Origin of the sequence: Streptomyces sp. WAC 01529 (assembly GCF_003945545.1) — a bacterium.
In the GTDB taxonomy this organism is placed as follows: Bacteria; Actinomycetota; Actinomycetes; order Streptomycetales; family Streptomycetaceae; genus Streptomyces; species Streptomyces anatolicus.
In genome coordinates, this window is the sequence record NZ_CP029617.1 from 3,248,557 (window position 1) to 3,271,585 (window position 23,029).

The window sequence follows — 23,029 nt, forward strand, 5'->3', positions numbered from 1 at the left end:
CAGTTGGCATACGTCGAGGGGGTGCCGCCCGGCCGGGCGGCACCCCCTCGTGCGCTCAGCCGTCCAGCTGCTCCAGCGTCGCGAGGGACGGACCCCTGCGGGACTGCTCGTCCCTGGCGACGTCCTCCGCCGCGCCGAGCACCCGGACCGCGTTCCGCCACGTCAGTTTGGCCAGGTCGGGGCGGGACCAGCCGCGGGTGAGCAGTTCCGCGATCAGGTTCGGGTAGCCCGCGACGTCGTCCAGGCCGTCGGGGGTGAACGCCGTGCCGTCGTAGTCGCCGCCGATGCCGATGTGGTCGATGCCCGCCACCTCGCGCATGTGGTCGAGGTGGTCGGCGACCGTGGACGCCGTCGCGATCGGGCGGGGCGTCGACTCCTCGAAGGCCGCGTGGACCTTCATCGCCTCGGGTTTCGTGTCGAGGGGGTGGAAGCCGTGCGCGCGCATGTTCTCGTCGGCCGCCACCGTCCAGTCGACCGCCGCCTGGAGCACGAACTTCGGTACGAACGTCACCATCGCCACGCCGCCGTTCGCGGGCAGCCGCTCCAGGACGTCGTCGGGGATGTTGCGCGGGTGGTCGCAGACCGCCCGCGCGGACGAGTGCGAGAAGATCACCGGGGCCACCGAGGTGTCCAGCGCCGCCCGCATCGTCGTCGCCGCCACGTGGGAGAGGTCGACCAGCATGCCGGTGCGGTTCATCTCGCGGACGACCTCGTGGCCGAAGGCGGAGAGGCCCCCGACGCCCGGCTCGTCCGTCGCCGAGTCCGCCCACGCGATGTTGTCGTTGTGCGTGAGCGTCATATAGCGCACGCCGAGCGTGTGCAACGCCCGCAGCGTGGCGAGGGAGTTGTTGATGGAGTGGCCGCCCTCGGCCCCCATCAGGGAGGCGATGCGGCCCTCGCTCCGGGCCTTCTCCATGTCGGCCGCCGTCAGCGCGCGGGCCAGGTCCGCCGGGTAGCGGGCCAGCAACTGCTCGACGCAGTCGATCTGTTCGAGCGTGGCGCTGACCGCCGCGTCGCCGGCCAGGTCCGTACGCACGTACACCGACCAGAACTGCGCGCCGACACCGCCCGCCCGCAGCCGGGCGATGTCCGTGTGCAGGCTGCCCGTCTGGTCGGCCGCGATGTCGAGGCGGCCGAGGTCGTAACCCGCCTTCTCGCGCAGCGCCCACGGCAGGTCGTTGTGGCCGTCGACCACCGGGAAGTCGGCGAGCAGGGCGCGCGCCTCGTCGAGAGGAGCGCCGGGAGCGGCGCCGAGGGGAATCGCGGGATCACTGGCGGAAGTCATGCGATCACTTTCCCGAACCGAAGCCGAATCCGGAACCCGCCCCCTCGACCTTCGTCCGCAGCCGCTTGCCCTTCTCCCGCGCCTGGTCGTTCAGATCCTGCTGGAACTCCCGCATACGGCCGAGGAGTTCCGCGTCGTGCGCGGCGAGCATGCGGGCCGCGAGGAGGCCCGCGTTGCGCGCGCCGCCGACCGAGACGGTCGCCACCGGTACGCCCGCGGGCATCTGCACGATGGAGAGCAGGCTGTCCATGCCGTCCAGGTACTTCAGCGGGACGGGGACGCCGATCACCGGCAGCGGGGTCACCGACGCCAGCATGCCGGGCAGGTGGGCCGCGCCGCCCGCGCCCGCGATGATCGCCTTCAGGCCGCGGTCCGCCGCCTGCTCGCCGTACGCGATCATCTCGTGCGGCATGCGGTGCGCGGAGACGACGTCGACCTCATAGGGGATCTCGAACTCGTCGAGGGCCTTGGCGGCGGCCTCCATGACGGGCCAGTCCGAGTCGGAGCCCATGACGATGCCAATAACGGGGGAGCTCATTCGGTGATCGTTCCTCTGAGGTAGCCGGCTGCGTGGCGGGCGCGGTCGAGGACCTCGTCCAGGTCGTCGCCGTAGGTGTTCACGTGGCCGACCTTGCGGCCGGGCTTCACGTCCTTGCCGTACATGTGGATCTTGAGCTGCGGGTCGCGGGCCATGCAGTGCAGATACGCGGCGTACATGTCGGGGTAGTCACCGCCGAGCACATTGGCCATCACGGTCCACTTGGCGCGCGGGCGCGGGTCCCCGAGCGGCAGATCGAGGACGGCCCGCACGTGGTTGGCGAACTGCGAGGTGATCGCGCCGTCCTGCGTCCAGTGGCCGGAGTTGTGCGGGCGCATCGCCAGTTCATTGACGAGAATGCGTCCATCGGGTGTCTCGAACAGCTCGACCGCGAGGTGGCCGACCACGCCCAGCTCCTTGGCGACGCGCAGCGCGAGCTCCTGCGCCTCGCCCGCCAGGGCCTCGTCGAGGCCGGGCGCCGGGGCGATCACCGTGTCGCACACGCCGTCGACCTGCTGGGACTCGACGACGGGGTAGGCCACGGCCTGGCCGTGCGGCGAGCGGACGACGTTCGCCGCCAGTTCGCGCACGAAGTCGACCTTCTCCTCGGCGAGCACCGGGACACCGGCCCGGAAGGGGTCCTCGGCGTCCTCGATCGAACGTACGAACCACACCCCCTTCCCGTCATAGCCGCCCCGCACCGTCTTCAGGATCACGGGGAAGCCGTCGCCGCCGTCCGTGGCGCCCTCGGCCGCGAAGGCGGCCACGTCGGCCGGGTCCTTCACGATCCGGTGGCGCGGGCACGGCACGCCGATCGCCGTGAGCTTCTCGCGCATCACGCCCTTGTCCTGGGCGTGCACCAACGCGTCGGGCCCCGGGCGCACGGGAATGCCGTCCGCCTCCAGGGCCCTGAGGTGCTCGGTGGGTACGTGTTCGTGATCGAAGGTGATCACATCGCAGCCCCGCGCGAAGTCACGCAGCGTGTCCAGGTCGCGATAGTCGCCGATGACGACATCGCCGACGACCTGGGCCGCGGAATCCTGCGGGGTGTCACTGAGGAGCTTGAATTTCAGGCCGAGGGGGATACCCGCCTCGTGGGTCATGCGGGCGAGCTGACCGCCGCCGACCATGCCGACTACCGGGAACGTCACACCCACAGGGTATCGGCCGGTCCCGGCCACCCGGGAACGGCCGGATCCCATCGCCCGCGCCCCCTCCCGTCCCAGCGGTGCCACGGTGTCCGGACGCCCGCGCGCGCCCGCGCGGACCGCTGGTTAGCATGGCTGGGTCGACAACGACCGAAACACCAATCCGTCGGCACGTACACGACCGGCCGAACGGGCCCGGTCAGGAACACCGGCCGAACGGGCCGGTGACGAAATCGACGGGGGCTGGGGCGACCACCATGACGGAACGGGGCGCACTACGGGTGCGACTGGACCAGCTGGGGCGCGAGGTCGCCAAGTTCGGGGCCGTAGGGGCGGTCGGGACGCTGGTGAACTTCGGCGTCTTCAACCTCGTACGTCACCTCACGGATCTGCACGTGGTGCGCGCGAGCGTGATCGCCACGGTCGTCGCCATCGCCTTCAACTACGTGGGGTTCCGCTACTTCACCTACCGGGACCGCGACAAGAGCGGCCGCACCAAGGAACTCACGCTGTTCCTGCTGTTCAGCGTGGTCGGCCTGGTGATCGAGAACGGCGTGCTCTACGTGGCGACGTACTGGTTCGGCTGGGACAGCAGGCTCCAGTCCAACTTCTTCAAGTTCCTCGGCATGGGCATCGCCACGCTCTTCCGCTTCTGGTCCTACCGCACCTGGGTCTTCAAGGCGCTGCCCGTGGTCGCCCATGCGGAATCGTTCCTGGAGAAGCCGGAGAAGTCCGGGGAGCCCGGGCAGCCCGGGGAGGCCGAGTCCGAGGAGCGGTCGGCGGCTCGGCGCGCGGGCTGACGCCTCCGCCTCTCCGGCGCCACCCTGTTCCTCTCCGCCCTTCCCGCGGTCACCTGACCGTCTCCGCCACCGTCTCCGTCCTGGAGACGGGCGTACGCGACAGGAAGAGCGCGAAGATCGGCGGCTTCGTCTGGAGCATCTCCAGGCGGCCGCCGTCCGCCTCGGCCAGGTCCCTGGCCACCGCCAGGCCGATCCCCGTCGAGTTGCGGCCGCTGATGGTCCGCTCGAAGATGCGGGCCCCGAGGTCGGGCGGCACGCCGGGGCCCTCGTCCGTGACCTCGATGACCGCCTGGTTGCCGGTGACGCGGGTGCGCAGGGCGACCGTACCGCCCCCGTGCATCAGGGAGTTCTCGATCAGCGCCGCGAGGACCTGCGCCACCGCGCCCGGCGTGCCCACCGCCTCCAGGTGCCGCTTGCCGGAGCTGACGATGGCGCGGCCCGCGCTGCGGTAGGCGGGGCGCCACTCCTCCAGCTGCTGCTTGATGACCTCGTCCAGGTCGAAGGCGACGGCGGAGCCGGTGCGGGGGTCGCGGGAGTTGGTGAGCAGCCGCTCCACGACGTCCGTCAGCCGTTCCACCTGGGCCAGCGCGATGGTCGCCTCCTCCTTCACCGTGTCCAGCTCGTCGGTGACGGTGATCTCCTCCAGGCGCATCGACAGCGCGGTCAGCGGCGTACGCAGCTGGTGCGAGGCGTCCGCGGCCAGGCGGCGCTCGGCGGTCAGCATCCGGCCGATCCGCTCGGCCGACGCGTCGAGGACGTCGGCGACGCGGTCCAGCTCCGGCACGCCGTACCGCTTGTGGCGGGGCCGGGAGTCACCCGAGCCGAGGCGCTCCGCGGTCTCGGCGAGGTCGGTGAGCGGGGAGGCGAGGCGGTTGGCCTGGCGTACGGCGAGGAGTACCGCGGCGACGATCGCGAGCAGGGCGACGGCCGCGATGATCAGCAGGGTCCGGCCGACTTCCCGGGTGACGGCGGCGCGGGGCTCCTGGACGGTGACCTGTTCGCCCTGCTCGCCGGGGCGGGTGGCGCTGATGACGTCTCCGCCGGGGCGGGTGCCGATCTCGATGGGCTTGCGGCCCGGGATCTCGATGCGGGCGTACCGGTCGCTGGCGACCTGGTCCCGCAGGATGGCTCCGGTGATCTTCTCCTCGCTGATCAGCCGGCTGTCGACGATGCTGGCGAGGCGGAGCGCCTCGGATTCGACGCGTTCCTGGGCGCTGCTGCTGATGGTCCTCGTCTCTACGATGACGAGGCTCACTCCGAAGACGGCGATCACCACGAGGACTACGGCGAGGGTGCTGTTGATCAGTCGGCGGCGCATTTACTCAGTGTCGCGGATCTGGTGCCGCCGCGGTTCCCCGGCGGGTGCGGGTCTGTTCCTGGTTGCGCGCGCAGTTCCCCGCGCCCCTTCGGGGCGCTGTCCTGAGGGCGCTGGGTGCGCCCCGTCAGGGGCGCGGGGAACGGCGCGCGCAACCGAAGGACCATCCGCAGACGCGTCTGCCTACGGCGGTTCAACGGCGGGTGCGAGTCTGTTTTTGGTTGCTCGCGCAGTTCCTCGCGCCCCTAGGGAGCTGCTCCTGACGCCCCCGGCGAGGCTCAGCTCTTTTCGAAGCGGAAGCCGACGCCACGGACCGTGGCGATGTAGCGAGGGTTCGCCGCGTCGTCGCCCAGTTTCTTGCGCAGCCAGGAGATGTGCATGTCCAGCGTCTTCGTGGACGACCACCACGTCGTGTCCCAGACCTCCCGCATCAGCTGGTCGCGCGTGACGACCCGGCCCGCGTCGCGCACCAGGACCCGGAGCAGGTCGAACTCCTTCGCGGTGAGCTGGAGTTCGTCGTCGCCCATCCAGGCGCGGTGCGACTCGACGTCGATCCGCACCCCGTGCGTGGACGGCGCCTCCTTGTGCTCGGTGGCGCCGCGCCGCAGCAGCGCCCGGACCCGGGCGAGCAGCTCGGCGAGCCGGAACGGCTTGGTCACGTAGTCGTCGGCGCCCGCGTCGAGGCCGACGACGGTGTCCACCTCGTCGGCGCGCGCGGTCAGGATGAGGATCGGCACCGTGAGCCCGTCGGCGCGCAGGCGGCGGGCGACCTCCAGGCCGTCCATGCCGGGGAGCCCCAGGTCGAGTACGACCAGGTCGACACCGCCCTGGAGTCCGGCGTCGAGAGCGGTCGGGCCGTCCTCACGCACTTCGACCTCGTAACCCTCCCTGCGCAGGGCGCGGGCCAGCGGCTCCGAGATGGACGCGTCGTCCTCGGCGAGCAGTACACGGGTCATGGAGTGATGGTAGTCCGCGGTGGACAAGGGCCGTGCGGTGATCGCACAGTGGAGCCCCCCGGAGGACAGGGCACGGGCGCGGCCTTCGGCTATGGGAAGCGATCTTGAGAAACACCTTTGTTTGTGTGCCGTTGGTTGCACCGAAACCTGTGATCCATCTCTCAAGTCCTTCCATATGCATCCCCGCCGTGTCGTATGGTGACCCAACGCCTGATGCACTATTCAAGGACCTTTGGCCCGCTGTGCGCGCCTTAGGTCTCTTTTATGTGCGGGCCGGCTTCGGCCAGCCTTGAAAGGAATGACCTGTGGTCGGGCCCTGCGCGCGAGGTTGCGCCCAGGGTGTGGATCCCGGAGTTCGCCTTCCCTCTCCCCCTCCCCGGGGGGTGAACCTCCCCCGGGCGTGGGGCAGGGGTGTGCGAAACCGGTGCCGACCGCCCCCCACCGGGCGCGCTCACGCTCCTGTCGCGCGTCCCGAACCCACGAGGATCGACCCATGGCGTCCAGCCTGACGAAGGACTCCGCCAGCACTCCTGGCACCGAGAAGACCTTCTTCGGCCACCCCCGCGGACTGGCCACACTGTTCATGACCGAGATGTGGGAGCGCTACAGCTTCTACGGCATGAAGGCACTTCTCCCGCTGTACTTGATCGCCCCCGGCGGCATGAGCATGAGTGCCACGACGGCGACGGCGATCTACTCCGTCTACATGTCGATGGTCTACCTGCTCGCCCTGCCCGGCGGCTGGATGGCCGACCGCTTCTGGGGTCCGCGCAAGACGGTCATCATCGGTGCCTGCGTCGTCATCCTCGGCCACATCACCCTCGCGCTGCCCAGCTCGGCGTCCTTCTTCGCCGGTCTCGCGCTCGTCGCGCTCGGTTCCGGCCTGCTGAAGGCGAACATCTCCGTGATGGTCGGCCACCTCTACGACGGCCCGAAGGACCCGCGCCGCGACGGTGGCTTCACGCTCTTCTACATCGGCATCAACCTCGGTGCCTTCCTCGCCCCGCTCTCCATCGGCACGGTCGGCGAGAGCGTCAACTGGCACCTCGGCTTCGCGCTCGCCGCGGCCGGCATGGCCCTCGGCCTCGCCCAGTTCATGCTCGGCTCGCGCCACCTGAGCGCCCAGAGCAGCGTGGTCTCGCAGCCCGCCACGCCGGAGCAGCGCGCCTCCGCCCTGCGCACCGGCCTGCTCTGGCTGATCGCCGCCGCCGCGCTCTACACGCTGATGGGCGTCACCGGGAACTTCGCCGACTGGGCGCTGATGCCGCTGATCATCGCGGGTCTGCTCATCCCGATCGTCGTCCTGGCGCGCATGAAGCGCGACAAGGAGCTGTCGCAGCTGGAGCAGTCCAAGCTGTCGGGTTACATCTGGTTCTTCGTGGTCGCCGCCGTCTTCTGGATGATCTACGACCAGAACGGCTCCACGCTGTCGATCTTCGGCAAGACGTCGACGACGAACAACCTCCTCGGGTTCGACTTCCCGACCTCCTGGTACCAGTCGCTGAACCCGATCTTCATCATGGCGCTCGCCCCCGTGGTCGCCTCCGCCTGGCTGTGGCTGAACAAGCGGGGCAAGGAGCCGAGCACGGCCGTCAAGTTCGCCTCCAGCCTGACGCTGATCGGCATCTCCTTCGCCGTCTTCCTCATCCCGCTGATCGACACCGCCGCCAACGGCGGCCGGGTCAGCCCGATGTGGCTGGTCGCGATCTACTTCATCCAGACCGTCGGTGAGCTGTGCCTCTCCCCGGTCGGCCTGTCGCTCACCACGAAGATGGCGCCGGAGAAGTACAGCGCCCAGATGATGGGTGTCTGGTTCCTCGCGGTCACCGCGGGCGACTCCGTGACGGGTCTGCTGACCTCTCCGCAGCTCGGCATCGACCTGAACAACTCGGGTGCCGTCGCCGTCGAGGCGATCATCGCGGTCATCGCGGGCTTCGGCATCTGGACGTCCCGCAAGAAGGTCAAGCAGCTGATGGGTTCCGTCAACTGACGCTCCCCCGTTCAGGCCCCGCCTGAACCGAACGGAGGGCCGCCGCACCACCCGGTGCGGTGGCCCTCCGCGTTTGTACGGGTGTTGGGCGCCTCGCCGGAGGACGATCGGGCCCATGCGCCGCACCTTTGTCTCCCTCGCCCTCTGCGGGGCGCTGCTGTCGTCCAGTGCCGCCGCGCAGGCGGCCCCCGAGCCGCCGCCGTCCGGGCGGCTCTTCTCGTACGGCTCGCATGAGCGCCAGAACATCACCGTGTACGGGGCCCGGTCCGCGCGCCGGCCCGCCCTGGTGATCCTGCACGGCGGTTCGTGGGCCAGGGACACGGACTGGAGCGGGCGGGCGCGGTGGTTCGCGGCCCGCGGCTTCACCGTGTACGACACGGATTACCGGCTGACGTCGGACGCGGCGTGGCCCGCGCAGCGCGATGACGTGCTGGCCGCGCTGCGGTGGGTGCGGCGGCGGGAGGGCGGGGAGCGGCCGTTCGTGCTCGGCTCGTCGGCGGGCGGGCATCTGGCCTTGCAGGCGGGCTCCTATGGGGCGGGGCGTTCGCGGGTACGGGGGGTCGTGGCTCTCTCCCCGGTGGCCTCGCCGTACCGGGCGTGGGCGGACGGCGGGGAGGCGGGTGCCTCCGCCGAGCGGCGGGCCCTGCGGCGGGCCGCCGTGCGCCTCGCCGGGTGCGCCCCGGATCTCGGGGGGCTGCGGTGCTGGGCCCGGTGGGACGACCTGGCCGCCCGTACCCATGCGTCGGGCGCGGATGACGCGTCGCTGTTCCTGGTCCACTCCGCTGGCGACTACGTGCCCCCGGCCCACTCCGCGGAGCTGGCCTCGGCGCAGCGCCGGGCGGGCCTGACCCGGGTGACGACCCGAACGGTCCCGGGCGCGGCCCATGGCGCCCCACTCCTCCACTCCCCCGGCCTCGCGGGGGCGGTCCTCCACTGGCTCGGCTCGCAGCCCTAGCAGCGCCCCGAAGGGGCGCGGGGAACGGCGCGCGCAACCAAAAGACAACCCGCAGACGCGTCTGCCCACGACGGTTCTACGGCGACCGCGGACCGTCCCCGGCTGGGCGCGCAGTTCCCCGCGCCCCTCAGGGAAGCGCCCCGCCAGGGGCGCGAGGAACTGCGCGCGCAACCAAAAGACAACCCGCAGACGCGTCTGCCCTCCACGGTTCTACGGCGACCGCGGGCCGTCCCCGGCTGGGCGCGCAGTTCCCCGCGCCCCTGGCGGGGCCCCACGTGACGTCCCCGACGAGAGTGGGCGTCCGCCGCGATGGCGGCCGGGCGGGTGGCGGAGGTGGTCGATCGCCGCCATGCCGAGGCGGAAGACCGCGGCCGGCACCACGAGGCAGAGCAGGATCCAGAAGACCGTGGCACCCCAGGGGCGGCCCACCTCCCACGGCTGCTCGGCGAGAATCTCCCCGCCGAACTTCAGCGAGACCAGATAGTCGCCGTGCGCCCCCGCCGAAAGCTCCACCGGCAGCTCGATCCGCGCCTTCTTGCCCGGCGCGATGGTCCCGCGCCACGGCCGCTCCTCCCACTGCGGCGCGAACACGCCGTGGGAGGTGCCGACTTGGAAGACGGGGTCCTTGACCGGCTCCGAGCCGACGTTGTCGACCGTGAAGGCGAGCGTGCGCCGCGGCGGGGCGCCGAACCAGGTCAGGAGGCCGCTGGAGCCGTCGAGGCCGGTGCCGGTGCCGGTGAGGGTCGAGAGACTGCCGCTCTCCGCATGCTCGGGCAGCGGTTCCACGGGGTGGCCCGCGACCTTGAACGCTGCGTCGGCCCGCGCCTTCTTCCCCGTCACCGTCGCCACGTGGACGACGCAGGGGCAGGGCTTGGGCGGCTCGGCGACCGGAAGCCTCTTGCTGAAGGCGCCGCCCTTGTCCGTGGTGACCGCGCGCCCCTCGGAGTTGGCACAGGAGCCGGTGCCGCCGATCACGCCCCTGCCGGGCTTGGACTGGCCGCAGATCAGCAGCATGAGCAGGGCATTCGGCCGCCACCCGGCACCCTTGACGGTGACCGAACCCCCTTTGCCCGCCTGGGACTTGGAGAGCGTCACGGTCGGCTTGCCCGCCGCCGAAGCGGGGGCCGGCGGCAGCAGGAGCACGCCGAGCAGCGCGAGCACCACGGCGGCCCACAGGCCGGGCCCGCTCCCCTTGCCGTTCACCATTTCCTCCCCCGCGCCGCCGGAACCGCTACCGCGAGCGCGCCGCCTGGTTCCTGCGGGTCAGCCAGAGCGTGCCCGCCGCGCCCGCGAGCAGCACGGTGCCGCCGAGGGTGGCGAGGGCGATCGCGGAGTCCGTGGGGCCGGTCTCCGGAAGTTCGGCGTCGCCGGACGTACCACTGGTACCGGAGCCGGAGCCGGAGCCGCTCGTACCGGAGTCGGCCCCACCCGAGCCGTCCGATCCGCCCGATGAGTCCGAGCCGCCCGTCCCGCCGCCCGCCGCCTTGACGGACAGTTCGAGCGACGGCTTCGGGTCGTTGGACGGCGTGCACGTGGTGGTCGTACCGAGCGCCTTGATCGTGAGGACCCCGGCGGTGAAGGTGACCTTGCCGCTCTTCTCGGGCGTATACGTCCCCGACAAGTCACTGATCTTGATGGGGGTGTTGGCGGGGATCGCCTCGGAGTTCGCCGCACCGGAGACCGGCACGGTGCCGCTCTCGGCGCCGCCCAGCTTGATCACCGCACTTGGCTTCATCGCGCCCTTGCCAAGCTCCACGGGGCTGGACGAGACGCCTTTCTGGAAGGACATCGTCAGTTTGTAGCCGCTGCCGCTCTTGACGCTCTTGATGTCGATCGGCGAGACCGCGCTCTTGTCGCCGATCGGCGTCTTGCACTTGTAGTCGACGTCCTGGACGGTGGCCTGCGCGGCAGGGGCGGCCATCAGCACCGCTGAGCCGCCGGCCAGGGCGGTGGCAAGCGCGAGCGCGGCCGATTTCGTGTACGACACCTCGTGATCCCCTCATGCCGGTCGTCGTGGCGTGCCGCGGTGCGGGGTAACGCTGGATTACTGACGGCACATCAGATTGGGCGTCAAGGTACGCCCGGGACCTCGCCGAGGGAAGACAAAGTACGCGCCGGATCGCGATGATCCGGCGCGCGTACGAACCGTCGGTAACAGCCTTGGCCCTGGGCCGAAGCGCCAGGGCCTTTCCGGCGGACAGACCCTAGGCAGGCGCGCCCAGCTCCGCCCAGACCGTCTTGCCCGTGCCATCGGAGCCGCGGACCACGCCCCAGTCCAGGCAGAGCCGCTGGACGATGAACATGCCGTGCCCGCCGGGGCGCCCGGCGCGGTGCGGGGTGCGGGGCGCGGGCTGCCCCGCGCCGCGGTCGGATACCTCGATGCGCAGCACCTTGCCGTCGCAGGAGAGCCACAGCTCGTCCGGGCCCTCGGCATGCAGGCAGGCGTTGGTGACGAGTTCGGAGACGACGAGCAGGACGTCCTCGGCGGCGGCACGCCGGTCGGCGCTCTCCGCGGGCAGCCAGCCCCACGCGTGCAGCGCCTCGCGCGTGTAGTCCCGGGCGAGCGGGACGATGCCGCTCGCGCCGTTCAGGCTCAGCCGGCGGACCTGGCGAGCCGTGGGCGCCCCGGAAGCCCGGTCCTCGGGCGCGTCCGCGACGGCGGCCTCGGACTCCGGGCCGCGGTCGCCCGGCGAGCAAGGCCGGGTGGTGCTCATCAGCGCTTCACCTCACCGACAAGATGACTGAGCACTCTGGACACGCAGAGGACTCTGGGACAAGTAGGGGTCTGTGGACGAGTAGGGGGCATCGGCTGCTTGCCGTTCTGACAGATGACGGATCCAGGTCTCTCCTGCCCGGCCGAACCGTGAGAACACCCACTAGTTCGGGCCGGTCCGTGTGACGCTGGTAACGCCTTGATCACACAGAGACAACTGACGCGTAACTTTCGCGCGGAGCCGTCACGGTCAGTCCGCCAGGGCGGCGTCGAGCGTCTCGTGGAGAGTGAAGACGGCCTCCGCACCGGTGATCTCGAACACCCGGGCCACCACCGGCAGCATCCCGGCCAGATGGACTCCGCCCCCCGCGGCCTCGGCCTTGAGCCGGGCCCCGAGCAGCACGTTGAGCCCCGTGGAGTCACAGAACTCAAGACGCGAGCAGTCAACGACGAGCCGTGCGTAGCCCTCCGCGAGGCAGCTTTCCAGCGGCTCGCGCAGGAGATCGGCGGTGTGGTGATCCAGCTCACCCGCCGGTGTCACGACGGCGCTCGTGCCCGCCTTCCGCACTTCGACCAGGAGTCGGCCCCTGTGCGCACTGCCGACCGTGCCGCGGTCCATGCCGTCTCTCTCTTCCGACCGTCGTGGCTGTTGATGATGCCCCTGAACATTACGCCCTCCGTACGGTTCGGGGTACCCGAACATCCCCCCGAAATCGGACATTTACCCGCACAAGGCACTTGCGAGCGACGCGCGGAAGCGGGTAGGGGTAGAAGAGACACGAATCGACACGGACGGCTTTGGAGGCGCCGCACACCGCAGTGCACGTATTGGCATCGGCAGCCATATGCCGAGAACGATGGAGGACACCCATGTCACCCCGGCTCGACGAATCGCATACTGACCAAGCGACGTCGACACTCCCGCCGCACCGCTCCGCCACCATCCCGGGCCCCTCCCACGAGCCCCAGCCGTCCCCGGAAGGCCTGGAAGCCCCGGAAACCCCGGAAGGCCTCGACGACCTTCCCGAGATCCCGCCGTACGACAAGGTGGGGGCGCTGGACGCGCGGGCCCTGTCCAAGACCCTCTTCGGGCGCCTCGAATCGCTCGAGGAAGGCACCCACGAATACTCGTACGTGCGCAACACCCTGGTCGAGCTGAACCTCGCCCTGGTGAAGTTCGCGGCCTCCCGGTTCCGCTCCCGCAGCGAGCCGATGGAGGACATCATCCAGGTCGGCACGATCGGCCTCATCAAGGCGATCGACCGCTTCGAACTCAGCCGCGGTGTGGAGTTCCCCACGTTCGCGATGCCGACGATCGTCGGTGAGATCAAGCGCTTCTTCCGTGACACGAGCTGGTCGGTGCGGGTCCCGCGCCGCCTCCAGGAACTCCGGCTCGACCTCGCCAAGGCGGGCGACGAACTCGCCCAGAAGTTCGATCGCGCCCCGACGGTCGGTGAACTCGCCGAGCGCCTCGGCATCTCCAACGACGAGGTCGTCGAGGGCATGGCCGCCTCCAACGCCTACACGGCCAGCTCGCTGGACGCCCAGCCCGAGGAGGACGACTCCGAGGGCGCGCTCGCGGACCGCATCGGCTACGAGGACCACGGTCTCGAGGGCATCGAGTACGTCGAGTCGCTGAAGCCGCTGATCGCCGAGCTGCCGCCGCGCGACCGCAAGATCCTCTCCCTCCGCTTCGTCGCCAACATGACGCAGTCGGAGATCGGCGAGGAGCTGGGCATCTCGCAGATGCACGTGTCGCGACTGCTGTCGCGGACCCTCGTCAAGCTCCGCAAGGGACTGACGGTCGAAGAGTGACCCGGCGCGGCGCCGCTGCGCGCCCGAACGGCCCTGTGGGGCCCGCCTCTTGACGGGGGCGGGCCCCACAGCCGTTCCGGCGGGACGGCGTCCGGCAGGGCCGGAGCGTTCGCCGTTCACCCCTTTGGTCGAGTTGATCCGGTTTTCGAACACGCCCTACGCTTTTCGGTGAGACAGCGGCTGGCGCCGGATGGGACGTGCTCGGGCGGGGGCGGTCGTGATCGTGGGGCCGGGGGAGGACGGTGGCGCGCAGGACCTGCTCGGGCGGGGGGAGTTCCTGCGGGCGATGCGCGCCCAGTTGGAGCGGGCCCGTGGCGGTCGCGGCGGGCTGCTGCTGGTCAGCGGTGAGGCGGGCATCGGCAAGACGGCCCTCACCGGTTGCGCGGTGCACGAGGCGCGGCGTGCGGGCATGGCCGTGTTGCGCGGGTCGTGCTGGGGCGCCGACGGCACTCCGGGGTACTGGCCCTGGACACAGGTCATACGCGGTCTGCGCGGCTCCCTGCGGGCAGAGGCGTGGGAGGCCGCGTCCGAGGCTGCCGGTACGGCGTGGCAGGTGCTGCTTGACGGCGGGGGCCGGGCCGAGGAGTCGGGGCGGTTCGAGCTGTTCGACGCGGTCACGACCATGCTGGTCACCGCGGCGCAGCACCAGCCCGTCCTGGTGGTGCTGGAAGACGTGCACTGGGCCGACTCGGCGTCGGTCGCCCTCCTGGAGTTCGCGGCGCAGCACGTATCGCTGGAGCGGGTGTTGATCGTGGCCACGTGCAGGCTCGTCGAGGTCGAGCGGCCCGACCACTCCCTGCGCGACCGGCTCCGGTCATTGACGGCCCGGGCGACGACCCTCACGCTCACGGGACTCGGCGCCGACGACGTCGCCGAACTGATGCACCGTACGGCGGGAACCGCCCCGGACGGCAGGCTCGTCGCCGACGTGCTGCACCGGACGGGCGGCAACCCCTTCTTCGTACAGGAGACCGCGCGCCTGTGGGCCGGCGGTCACGAGGTGAGCGGGATGTCGCCGGGCCTGCACGCCTCGCTCCGGCAGCGGTTGCACCTGCTGGACGGTGCCGTCGCCGACTGTCTGGGGGCCGCGTCCGTCCTCGGGCGGCGGTTCCGCGCCGACACCCTGGCGAGCGTCATGGGCGCCCCGCCCGGGGAGGTGTGCCGGTGGCTGGACCAGGCCGCGGGCGCGCGGCTCGTGGCGTACGAGCCCGACGGGGAGGCCTCCCAGGACTGGCTCTCCCGGGACTCGCTCTCCCAGAAGGCGGTCTCCCGGGAAGTGGTCTTCGAGCATGACCTCGTGCGCGAGACCCTTTACGGCAGCCTGGACACCCGGCGCGTACGCCGACTGCACGCCGCCGCCGTACGCGCGCTGCGCAGCACCACGGACGCGCGGGACGTGACCCTCCCGGTGGAGCTGGCCCGCCACGCCCACCTCGCCTTCGAGGAGCTGGACCGCGACGAGGCGGTGGACCTCCTGCTGTCCGCCGCGCGGCACGCGGAGAACCGCATGGCGCACGAGGAAGCGGCCGGGCACTATCAGCGCGCCCTCGACCGCCTCGGCGACGCGGCCCCCGCGCGCCGGGTGCTGCTCATCCTCCACTTCGGGACGGCGCTCCAGATGCTCGGCGAACACGAGCGTTCCTGGCGGGAGTACGCCGACGCCGCCACCCTGGCGCGGGGGCTGAACGATCCGCTGCTGATGGGGTGGACCGCACTGACCCTGTACGGCTCCGACGGGCGCGGCGACACCGCGCTGCTGAAGCCACGCGTCCTGCGGTGGGCCCACGAACAGCAACGCGCCGCTTCCGGGGAACCGGCGACGGCGGGGGACGACGGCGAACCGACCCTGTCGCAGTGCTCCCTGGCCCGGCACGTGGCGGCCGGTGTGATCGCCGGGGCCCGTGCGGCGGGCGATGACGACACGTTGCACATCGGGCTCTGGGCACGACTGCAGTCGGAGTGGGGTCCGCGGACGGTGGGCGACCGGCGGGCCCTCGCGGAAGAGCTCGTCGCGGTGTCCCGGCGCCGTGGCGACCGGTGGACGGAGCACGTGGCGATGTCCATGAGCTGGGTCGCCGCACTGGAGGCGGGCGACCCGCGCTTCATGGAGGACTTCCACGCCATGGTGGCCCTGGGCGCCGCCGACGGCTCGGCCCGCCTGCGGCTGCACTCCGTGATCGACCGCAGCATCATCGACGCCCTGACCGGCAGGTTCACCGAGGCGACCGAGCTGCTCGAAGCCTCGGAGTCGATGAGCGCGTCGAGCGCCAACTACTACCAGTACTTCGTCTCCCACCACCGCTGGAGCCTGCTCGTCCTGCGCGGCAGGTTCACCGAGGCGCGGCGGCTGCTCGACACACTGCGGGCCCAGCAGCATCCGTACGTCGACCTCGTCGAGGCCCTCGCCGACCTGGAGGCCGGCGAGGGCCGGGGCGTGCCCGTCCCCCGCCCGGGCGCGGGCGCCGGCGGTGACACGGTGCTCCACCGCAGCGTCACCCCCCTGTGGCTGCGCTACCAGGCGCAGGCGGCCGCCGCGTCGGGCGACCCGGCGTGGTGCGACAACGCCCACGCCGCGCTCGTCCCGTACACCGGCCAGTGGCTGGTCTCCCTCTTCGGATGGGACATCAGCGGCCCGGCCGCGCTCTGGCTCGGCGTGCTCGACGCGGCGCGACAGCGCTGGGACTCGGCCGTACGCCATCTCACCGAGGCATGCCGGTCGGCCGACCGCCTGCACGCGCTGCCCTGGTCGCTGCGGTCCCGCCTCGAACTGACGGCCGCGATCGCGGCGCAGGGCGCCCACGACGAGCGGTACGTGGCCCGCCTGCTCGGCGAGGCGGAGCCGCAGGCGCGGGAGCTGGGAATGACGCATCTGCTCGCCCGCGTCGAGCACTTGGGCGGCGGTCGTCCCGACCGGGTTGACGCGCCCGCCGCGTACGAGTTCCGTCGCAACGGCGAGGTGTGGCGGCTGACGTACGAGGGCCGCACCGTACACATGCCCGACGCGAAGGGCCTGCGCGACCTCCACTGCCTGCTGAGCCTGCCCGGCCAGGACATCGCGGCGGTCCGGCTGCTGAACCCGGACGACGACACCGTCGCCACCGCGCACGGAATGGGGGCCGACGACGTGCTCGACGACGAGGCCCGCACCCGCTACCGACGTCATCTGGAGCGGCTGGAGGAGGAGATCGACCGGGCGGTCGAACAGGGCGACGAGCGACGCGCGGCCGCCTACGACCAAGAGCGAGCGGACCTGCTGGAGGAGCTGCGCCGCTACGCGGGTCTCGGAGGCCGCCCCCGCCGCCTGGGCGACTCGCGCGAACGCGCCCGGAAGAACGTCACCGGCCGCATCCGTGACACCTTGCGCAAGCTGGACCAGCGGCACCCCGACCTCGCGGCCCACCTGCGCCGCGCCCTCTCCACCGGGACGATGTGCCGCTACACCCCCGACCGGGAGCTCCGCTGGAAGCTGTGACCGGCCGTCGCGGACACCACACCGGTGTCCGCGACGGCCTGCTGTGCGAAGGCAGGATCACAGCGGTTGCCAGTCGAGCCAGGTGCTGCCGGGCTGGTGCTGCCAACGGTGATGTACGCCCCCGGGGTTGTTGGCGAAGATCTCCAGCCGCCCGTCCCGATTACGCAGCGCCCGGATGAAGTAGCCCCCGCCACCGAAGTCCTGCCAGGTACGCCACGCCCCCGAAGCACCCACCTGGTAGTTGTGCTGCAGGACGTCATCGTTCATGGCGAACACCTCGATCCGCTCGTCATGCGACTCCACCACCGCAAGCCGCGCGCTCACCGGACCACCCAACGGCTGCCAGTCATGCCAGTCACCGGCCGGCACGTTCTGCCAACGGTGGTGTACCCCTGAGTCGTTGGACGCGAAGACCTCCAACCGCCCGTCACGGTTCTTCGCCACCGCCAGGTGCTCACCACCCAGACCGAAATCGACCCACTCCCGCCACGTCCCCGCCAGATCCGTCTGACACGTGTGCCGGAAGATGTCGTCATTCATGGCGAACACCTCGATCCGCCCGTCGGATGCCGGAGCCGCCGCGAGACGCGCACCCGCCGGACCACCCAACGGCCGCCAGTCATGCCACGTACCGCCCGGCGTGTTGTGCCAACGGTGATGCACACCAGCGGAGTTGGAGGCGAAGACTTCCAACCGGCCGTCGTGGTTGCTCCCGACCGCCAGGTGGTCCCCTCCCCCGCCGAACGCGTACCAGTCGGCCCACTCCGCCGACACCTTCGCCTGATAGCGGTGCATGAACGTGTCACCGTTCATGGCGAACAGCTCCAGGCGCCCGTCCGGCGAAGCCGCCAGCGCGACCGTCGCCGACGCGGGGCCGCCGAACGGCCGCCAGCCCGACCACGCGCCACCCGGCTCATGCTGATACGTGTGGTAGATCTGGTCGACCGCCGCATGGAACACCTCCACACGACCGTCCGCCGACATCCCCACCGCGAGCCGCTGCCGCCGGTCCGGTTTTCCCGGGCCGACCGCCTCCTTCGCTTCGTCGAGCAGCGCGCGGGCCTTGCCCTCGGCCTGGTCGTACCGGTCGGGGAACGCGGAACGCTGCACCCTCTGGGCGGTCTGCCCGGCCGTCAGGTTCGGGTGCTGCTGCTCGACGCGGATAGCCCGCGTGAAGAACTGCTCGGCGGCGTACGGCACGTGCATGATCTGTTGCGGTGTGCCCCAGCCTTGGCTCGGGCGCTGCTGGAAGACGCCGAGGGAGTCGCGGTCGCCGCAGTCGAGGTTGTTCATGTGGGACTCGACCCAGCCGGCTTCGAAGCCGGCCAGCATCACTTTGTCGGAGACGCCGAGGTCGCGGCCGACGGTGTACACCGTCTTCGTGACGTCCAGGTCTCGGTCCGGGGGTACGCGGCAGGGTGCCATGGGAGTGTTCCTGTCTGTGCGAGGCTCTGTGCGAGGCCGATGGGGCTCGGGTGAGGGCGTCACAGCGGTTGCCAGTCGAGCCAGGTGCTGCCGGGCTGGTGCTGCCAACGGTGATGTACGCCCCCGGGGTTGTTGGCGAAGATCTCCAGCCGCCCGTCCCGATTACGCAGCGCCCGGATGAAGTAGCCCCCGCCACCGAAGTCCTGCCAGGTACGCCACGCCCCCGACGCATCCACCTGGTAGTTGTGCTGCAAGACGTCGTCGTTCATGGCGAACACCTCGATCCGCTCGTCATGCGACTCCACCACCGCAAGCCGTGCGCTCACCGGACCACCCAGCGGCTGCCAGTCATGCCAGTCACCGGCCGGGATGTTCTGCCAACGGTGGTGTACCCCCGAGTCGTTGGTCGCGAAGACCTCCAACCGCCCGTCACGGTTCTTCGCCACCGCCAGATGCTCACCCCCCAGACCGAAATCGACCCACTCCCGCCACGTCCCCGTCAGGTCGGTCTGGCAGGTGTGCCGGAAGATGTCGTCGTTCATCGCGAACACCTCGATCCGGCCGTCGGATGCCGGAGCCGCCGCGAGACGCGCACCCGCCGGACCACCCAACGGCCGCCAGTCATGCCACGTCCCACCCGGCGTGTTGTGCCAACGGTGGTGGACGCCGTCGCCGTTGGAGGCGAACACCTCCAGGCGGCCGTCGTGGTTCTTGGACACGGCCAGGTGGTCTCCGCCGCCGCCGAACGCATACCAGTCGGCCCATTCCCCCGACACCTTCGCCTGGTACCGGTGCATGAACGTGTCGCCGTTCATGGCGAACAGCTCCAGGCGCCCGTCCGGCGAAGCCGCCAGCGCCAGGGCCGCCGACGCGGGGCCGCCGAACGCCCGCCAGCCCGACCACGCACCACCCGGCTCATGCTGATACGTGTGGTAGATCTGGTCGACCGCCGCATGGAACACCTCCACACGACCGTCCGCCGACATCCCCACCGCCAGCCGCTGCCGCCGGTCCGGTGCCACAGGACCCTTCCACCAGCTCGTCTCCTTGCGGGCGCCGGCCCACGAGAAGCTGAAGTGGATGTGGTTGGTGTGCGGGTTGGCGCCCCGGTACGGCTGCCAGCCGGCGTCCGCGCGGTTGGCCATCCAGATGCGCCGGTTCCAGATCATGTACATGATGCCGAAGCGGCGGGCGAGGGCGTGCGGGTTGCCGTGCCGGTCCGTGGCGTGCAGCCAGTTGATGAGGTCGTCGGCCAGGTGCTCCTGGCCCTGCACGTTCACGCCCCAGTCCCAGGCCCGCCCCTCCTTGTGCTCGCTCTGGCCTCCGCTGCCGCAGGCCCTGCTGATCCCCATGTTGGTCGTACCGGGGTAGGCGGCGAGCACCAGGTCGCGGAAGCCGACCAGGCCGGGTTTGGCCTCGGGGTCACAGTCGCGCTGCGGTTCGTAGAGCGCGTACGGGTCGATGCCAGGACCGAATTCGGGTGCGGTGGGTGCCATATCCGGCTCCTCCAGCCTCAGTCCTCCGCCCGGTGCGGAGGAACGTCGTACCCGTAGGGCGCGTGAGGGGAACGCGCGGCCGCCAGACGCGATCACGCGCCTGCCCCGTGGCAGTGGCGCGGGCCCGTTCGACCGGGCCCCGCGCCTCGTTCAGGTCGTCTTCGGTGCGTCCGCGCGCCGGGACAGGCCCCCACGAGGAAGGCTTCCGTCGTGATCCATCGCAGAACTCCCCACCGGGCGGCCTTCGCGCTGACGGCCACCGCCCTGACGTTCACCGCGCTGCTGTCGGCTCCGCTCGCCTCCGCGGCGAATCCCGGCCCCGGCGCCGAGGAGACCCCGCGCACCGGCGACACCGTGCGCACCGACGCCGGGCTCGTCCGCGGCGCCCGGTCGGGCGCGCACCGCGTCTTCCGGGGCATCCCCTACGCGGGCGCCCCCAAGGGGCGTCACCGCTGGGCGCCGCCCCGCCCCGTACAGCCGTGGAAGGGGGTCAGGGACGCCACGAAGCCCGGGCCGCTGTGCCCGCAGGTGCCCTCGGCGTACGCGCAGATCTCCAGCACCGAGGAGGACTGCCTGGTCCTGAACGTCACGACGCCTCCGGCCGCGGACCGGCACCCTCGGCGGGCCGCGCCCGTCCTCGTCTGGATCCACGGAGACGGCTCCGTGGGCGGGGGCGGCTTCTTCGACGGGCGCCGGCCGGCCGAGCGCGGCCTGGTGGTCGTCACCGTCAACTACCGGCTCGGCGTCTTCGGCGGTCTCGCCCTGCCGGGTCTCCCGGGGTCCGGCACCTTCGGCCTCCAGGACCAGCGGGCCGCCCTCACCTGGGTACGGAACAACGCGCGGGCCTTCGGCGGCGACCCGGGCAACGTCACCGTTGCCGGTGTGTCGTTCGGCGCGTCCGCCGTGGCCGGGCATCTGACGTCACCCGCGTCCAAGGGCCTGTTCCACCGTGCCGTCATGGCGAGCGGCGAGGCCGTGATGGACATGCCGGCCGGTGCGATGGGCCCCGGCGTGCCGGGCTATCCGTGGTACGTGTGGCGGGCGGGCCGGGAGATGGAGGACATCACCACCGAGATGACCTCGACCCTCGGCTGCCGGGACCGCCGCCCGCAGCGCACGCTCGCCTGCCTGCGCGCCCTGCCCGTGAAGACGATCCTCAAGGTGCCGCACATCATGAACGCCTTCCAGGCGTTCGGATACGGCAACGCCACCCTGCCCGAGCTGCCCCCGAAGGCCCTGCGCGCCGGCCGCTTCCACCGCGTGCCCGTCCTGTCGGGCGCGACGCTCGACGAACACCGGACGTTCGTCGGGATGCTGTACGACGCGGTGGGCAGGAAGTTCACGGAGGCCGACTACGGGCGGGCGCTGCGCACCGCGTTCGGCTGGCGGTTCGCGAAGCGGGTGCGGGCCGAGTACCCCACGGACGCTTTCCCCTCCCCCGCGCTGGCGTGGGCCACCGTGATCACCGACCGCATGTGGGCGCGCGGCACGCAGGCGCAGCACGACTCGCTGGCCCGGTATGTCCCTGTGTACGCCTACGAGTTCGCCGACCGCGACGCGCCGATGTTCCTGCCGCTGCCCGGCGACTTCGACTTCGGCGCCTTCCACGCGGGCGACATCCCGTACCTGTTCGAGGACGAGACGGCCGAGCCGCGGTTCACGCCCGCACAGCGGTGCCTGTCGGCCACGATGAGCGGGTACTGGGCCGCGTTCGCCCGCACCGGCACGCCGAGTGCCGCCGGTGCGCCCGCCTGGCCGCCCTACACCCCGCACCTGCCGTACACGCAGTCGCTGGCACCGCACCGGATCGGGCCCGTCGACTACTACCGGGAACACAACCTCGCCTTCTGGGAGGCCACCCGGGCGGTCCGCGGGGAGATCACCTCTCCGCGGTAACTCGGCGGCTGCCCCGCTGCCAGACCTCGCCGACCAGCGGGACCCCCGGACGGTACGCCAGGTGGACGTGGCTCGGGGCGTCCAGGAGGGCCAGGTCGGCGCGGGCGCCCTCGCGGATGACGCCGATGTCCGTGCGGCGCAGCGCCCTCGCGCCGCCCGCCGTCGCCGACCAGATCGCCTCGTCCGGGGTCATGCCCATGTCCCGTACCGCCAGGGCGATGCAGAACGGCATGGAGGAGGTGAAGGACGAGCCCGGGTTGCAGTCCGTGGAGAGGGCCACGGTCGCGCCCGCGTCCAGGAGGCGGCGGGCGTCCGGCCATTCGGCGCGGGTGGAGAACTCCGCGCCGGGGAGGAGGGTGGCCACCGTGTCGCCCTGAGCGAGGGCGTCGACGTCCGCGTCCGTCAGGTGCGTGCAGTGGTCGGCGCTCGCCGCGTCCAGTTCGACGGCGAGCTGGACGCCGGGGCCGTACGAGAGCTGGTTGGCGTGGATGCGGGGGTGCAGGCCCTTCGCCTTGCCCGCCGTGAGGATCGCGCGGGCCTGGTCGCCGTCGAAGGCGCCCTTCTCGCAGAAGACGTCGATCCAGCGGGCGTGCGGGGCGCAGGCGTCCAGCATCTCGCCGGTGACCAGTTCCACGTACGCCGCCGGGTCGTCGGCGTGGTCGGGCGGGACGATGTGCGCGCCGAGGAACGTGACCTCGTCCGTGTGCCGGGCCGCGATGCGCAGGGCGCGTGCCTCGTCCCGCGTGGTGAGGCCGTAGCCCGACTTCGTCTCGAAGGTGGTGGTGCCCTGGCGGAGGGCCTCGGCGAGGTAGTGGGTGACGTTCGCCTCCAGCTCCTCGTCGGTGGCGGCGCGGGTCGCGGCGACCGTGGTGCGGATGCCTCCCGCGGAGTAGGGGCGGCCCGACATGCGGGCGTTGAACTCCTGGGTGCGGTCGCCCGCGAAGACGAGGTGGGAGTGGGAGTCGACGAAGCCGGGGATGGCGGCGCGGCCCTCGGCGTCGTACGTCTCGTCCGCCGCCGGGGCCTTGTCGGCCGGGCCCACCCAGGCGATCTTCTCGCCGTCCAGGACGACGGCGGCGTCCGTCAGCAGGCCGAGGGGGGTTCCGTCGCCCTGTGCGGGGTCGTTGGTGACGAGGCTTGCGATGTTGGTGATGAGGGTGGTGGTCATGGTGTCTCCGGGGATGGGGGGATTCAGCCCCTCCGGCGTTCGAGGAGCGGGGTCCGG

General features: G+C 71.4%; 18 protein-coding genes. 6 read left to right on the forward strand and 12 right to left on the reverse strand.

Annotated features, from left to right (window positions below):
* Positions 1-55 precede the first annotated feature (55 nt).
* From DMA15_RS14500 to DMA15_RS14510, 3 genes are read right to left on the reverse strand one after another with little or no spacing between them, the layout of a single operon-like run.
* Positions 56-1,285, reverse strand: a complete 1,230-nt coding sequence (locus DMA15_RS14500) for a dipeptidase (RefSeq protein WP_125513163.1) — start codon at positions 1,283-1,285, stop codon at positions 56-58.
* A 4-nt stretch (positions 1,286-1,289) separates the two neighbouring features.
* Positions 1,290-1,823, reverse strand: a complete 534-nt coding sequence (purE, locus tag DMA15_RS14505) for a 5-(carboxyamino)imidazole ribonucleotide mutase (RefSeq protein ID WP_125513164.1) — start codon at positions 1,821-1,823, stop codon at positions 1,290-1,292.
* Positions 1,820-3,025: a 5-(carboxyamino)imidazole ribonucleotide synthase gene (locus DMA15_RS14510; protein WP_240659793.1), complete on the reverse strand. Its 1,206-nt coding sequence runs from the start codon at positions 3,023-3,025 to the stop codon at positions 1,820-1,822. The genes purE and DMA15_RS14510 overlap by 4 nt, the downstream gene beginning before the upstream one ends.
* A 203-nt stretch (positions 3,026-3,228) precedes the next feature.
* On the opposite strand from DMA15_RS14510, the gene DMA15_RS14515 reads away from it, so the two are divergent.
* Complete coding sequence (locus DMA15_RS14515) at positions 3,229-3,771, forward strand: GtrA family protein (protein WP_125513166.1); 543 nt, start codon at positions 3,229-3,231, stop codon at positions 3,769-3,771.
* A 49-nt stretch (positions 3,772-3,820) separates the two neighbouring features.
* Here the strand turns inward: DMA15_RS14515 and DMA15_RS14520 are convergent, their stop codons facing one another.
* On the reverse strand, positions 3,821-5,089 hold the full coding sequence (locus DMA15_RS14520; protein ID WP_125513167.1) for an ATP-binding protein: 1,269 nt from the start codon (positions 5,087-5,089) through the stop codon (positions 3,821-3,823).
* Between the two features lie 275 nt (positions 5,090-5,364).
* Complete coding sequence (locus DMA15_RS14525) at positions 5,365-6,042, reverse strand: response regulator transcription factor (protein ID WP_055534262.1); 678 nt, start codon at positions 6,040-6,042, stop codon at positions 5,365-5,367.
* 493 nt (positions 6,043-6,535) lie between these two features.
* Here DMA15_RS14525 and DMA15_RS14530 point away from each other — a divergent pair, with 493 nt between their 5' ends.
* Positions 6,536-8,032: an oligopeptide:H+ symporter gene (locus tag DMA15_RS14530; RefSeq protein WP_125513168.1), complete on the forward strand. Its 1,497-nt coding sequence runs from the start codon at positions 6,536-6,538 to the stop codon at positions 8,030-8,032.
* A gap of 115 nt (positions 8,033-8,147) precedes the next feature.
* Entirely contained in the window at positions 8,148-8,987 is an 840-nt protein-coding gene (locus DMA15_RS14535) for an alpha/beta hydrolase (protein ID WP_125513169.1), read from the forward strand.
* Positions 8,988-9,197: 210 nt separating this feature from the next.
* Here DMA15_RS14535 and DMA15_RS14540 read toward each other — a convergent pair whose 3' ends face one another.
* From DMA15_RS14540 to DMA15_RS14555, 4 genes are all read right to left on the reverse strand, one after another.
* A complete protein-coding gene (locus DMA15_RS14540) occupies positions 9,198-10,193 on the reverse strand; it encodes a DUF1573 domain-containing protein (protein WP_240659794.1) in 996 nt (331 codons plus the stop codon).
* Positions 10,194-10,218: 25 nt separating this feature from the next.
* Entirely contained in the window at positions 10,219-10,974 is a 756-nt protein-coding gene (locus tag DMA15_RS14545) for an LPXTG cell wall anchor domain-containing protein (RefSeq protein WP_125513170.1), read from the reverse strand.
* 217 nt (positions 10,975-11,191) lie between these two features.
* Positions 11,192-11,701, reverse strand: coding sequence for an ATP-binding protein (locus DMA15_RS14550; RefSeq protein ID WP_125513171.1), 510 nt, complete (start codon positions 11,699-11,701; stop codon positions 11,192-11,194).
* A gap of 249 nt (positions 11,702-11,950) precedes the next feature.
* Positions 11,951-12,319, reverse strand: coding sequence for an STAS domain-containing protein (locus DMA15_RS14555; RefSeq protein WP_125513172.1), 369 nt, complete (start codon positions 12,317-12,319; stop codon positions 11,951-11,953).
* A 251-nt stretch (positions 12,320-12,570) separates the two neighbouring features.
* Between DMA15_RS14555 and DMA15_RS14560 the strand changes: the two genes are divergently transcribed.
* The gene (locus tag DMA15_RS14560) at positions 12,571-13,515 is read left to right on the forward strand and encodes an RNA polymerase sigma factor SigF (RefSeq protein WP_125513173.1); all 945 of its coding nucleotides are present in this window, start codon (positions 12,571-12,573) and stop codon (positions 13,513-13,515) included.
* Between the two features lie 190 nt (positions 13,516-13,705).
* Entirely contained in the window at positions 13,706-16,987 is a 3,282-nt protein-coding gene (locus DMA15_RS14565) for an AAA family ATPase (protein WP_125513174.1), read from the forward strand.
* A gap of 57 nt (positions 16,988-17,044) precedes the next feature.
* Here the strand turns inward: DMA15_RS14565 and DMA15_RS14570 are convergent, their stop codons facing one another.
* Positions 17,045-18,412 (reverse strand): peptidase M23, encoded by a 1,368-nt coding sequence (locus DMA15_RS14570; RefSeq protein WP_125513175.1) that lies wholly within the window; start codon positions 18,410-18,412, stop codon positions 17,045-17,047.
* A 59-nt stretch (positions 18,413-18,471) separates the two neighbouring features.
* Positions 18,472-19,908: a hypothetical protein gene (locus DMA15_RS14575; RefSeq protein ID WP_125513176.1), complete on the reverse strand. Its 1,437-nt coding sequence runs from the start codon at positions 19,906-19,908 to the stop codon at positions 18,472-18,474.
* Between the two features lie 210 nt (positions 19,909-20,118).
* On the opposite strand from DMA15_RS14575, the gene DMA15_RS14580 reads away from it, so the two are divergent.
* Entirely contained in the window at positions 20,119-21,804 is a 1,686-nt protein-coding gene (locus tag DMA15_RS14580) for a carboxylesterase family protein (protein ID WP_240659795.1), read from the forward strand.
* On the opposite strand, the gene hutI is transcribed toward DMA15_RS14580, so the two are convergent.
* Positions 21,788-22,972, reverse strand: coding sequence for an imidazolonepropionase (gene hutI, locus DMA15_RS14585; protein ID WP_125513177.1), 1,185 nt, complete (start codon positions 22,970-22,972; stop codon positions 21,788-21,790). The genes DMA15_RS14580 and hutI overlap by 17 nt on opposite strands.
* Positions 22,973-23,029: the final 57 nt, after the last annotated feature.

Bases quoted from the DNA above. Each gene is read 5' to 3' on its own strand.
- DMA15_RS14560 (WP_125513173.1), top strand. From the start codon at position 12,571: ATGTCACCCCGGCTCGACGAATCGCATACTGACCAAGCGACGTCGACA.
- DMA15_RS14570 (WP_125513175.1), bottom strand. From the start codon at position 18,412: ATGGCACCCTGCCGCGTACCCCCGGACCGAGACCTGGACGTCACGAAG.
- DMA15_RS14575 (WP_125513176.1), bottom strand. From the start codon at position 19,908: ATGGCACCCACCGCACCCGAATTCGGTCCTGGCATCGACCCGTACGCG.
- DMA15_RS14525 (WP_055534262.1), bottom strand. From the start codon at position 6,042: ATGACCCGTGTACTGCTCGCCGAGGACGACGCGTCCATCTCGGAGCCG.
- DMA15_RS14565 (WP_125513174.1), top strand. From the start codon at position 13,706: ATGGGACGTGCTCGGGCGGGGGCGGTCGTGATCGTGGGGCCGGGGGAG.
- DMA15_RS14555 (WP_125513172.1), bottom strand. From the start codon at position 12,319: ATGGACCGCGGCACGGTCGGCAGTGCGCACAGGGGCCGACTCCTGGTC.
- DMA15_RS14550 (WP_125513171.1), bottom strand. From the start codon at position 11,701: ATGAGCACCACCCGGCCTTGCTCGCCGGGCGACCGCGGCCCGGAGTCC.
- DMA15_RS14530 (WP_125513168.1), top strand. From the start codon at position 6,536: ATGGCGTCCAGCCTGACGAAGGACTCCGCCAGCACTCCTGGCACCGAG.
- DMA15_RS14515 (WP_125513166.1), top strand. From the start codon at position 3,229: ATGACGGAACGGGGCGCACTACGGGTGCGACTGGACCAGCTGGGGCGC.
- purE (WP_125513164.1), bottom strand. From the start codon at position 1,823: ATGAGCTCCCCCGTTATTGGCATCGTCATGGGCTCCGACTCGGACTGG.
- hutI (WP_125513177.1), bottom strand. From the start codon at position 22,972: ATGACCACCACCCTCATCACCAACATCGCAAGCCTCGTCACCAACGAC.
- DMA15_RS14500 (WP_125513163.1), bottom strand. From the start codon at position 1,285: ATGACTTCCGCCAGTGATCCCGCGATTCCCCTCGGCGCCGCTCCCGGC.
- DMA15_RS14520 (WP_125513167.1), bottom strand. From the start codon at position 5,089: ATGCGCCGCCGACTGATCAACAGCACCCTCGCCGTAGTCCTCGTGGTG.
- DMA15_RS14535 (WP_125513169.1), top strand. From the start codon at position 8,148: ATGCGCCGCACCTTTGTCTCCCTCGCCCTCTGCGGGGCGCTGCTGTCG.
- DMA15_RS14540 (WP_240659794.1), bottom strand. From the start codon at position 10,193: ATGGTGAACGGCAAGGGGAGCGGGCCCGGCCTGTGGGCCGCCGTGGTG.
- DMA15_RS14510 (WP_240659793.1), bottom strand. From the start codon at position 3,025: ATGGGATCCGGCCGTTCCCGGGTGGCCGGGACCGGCCGATACCCTGTG.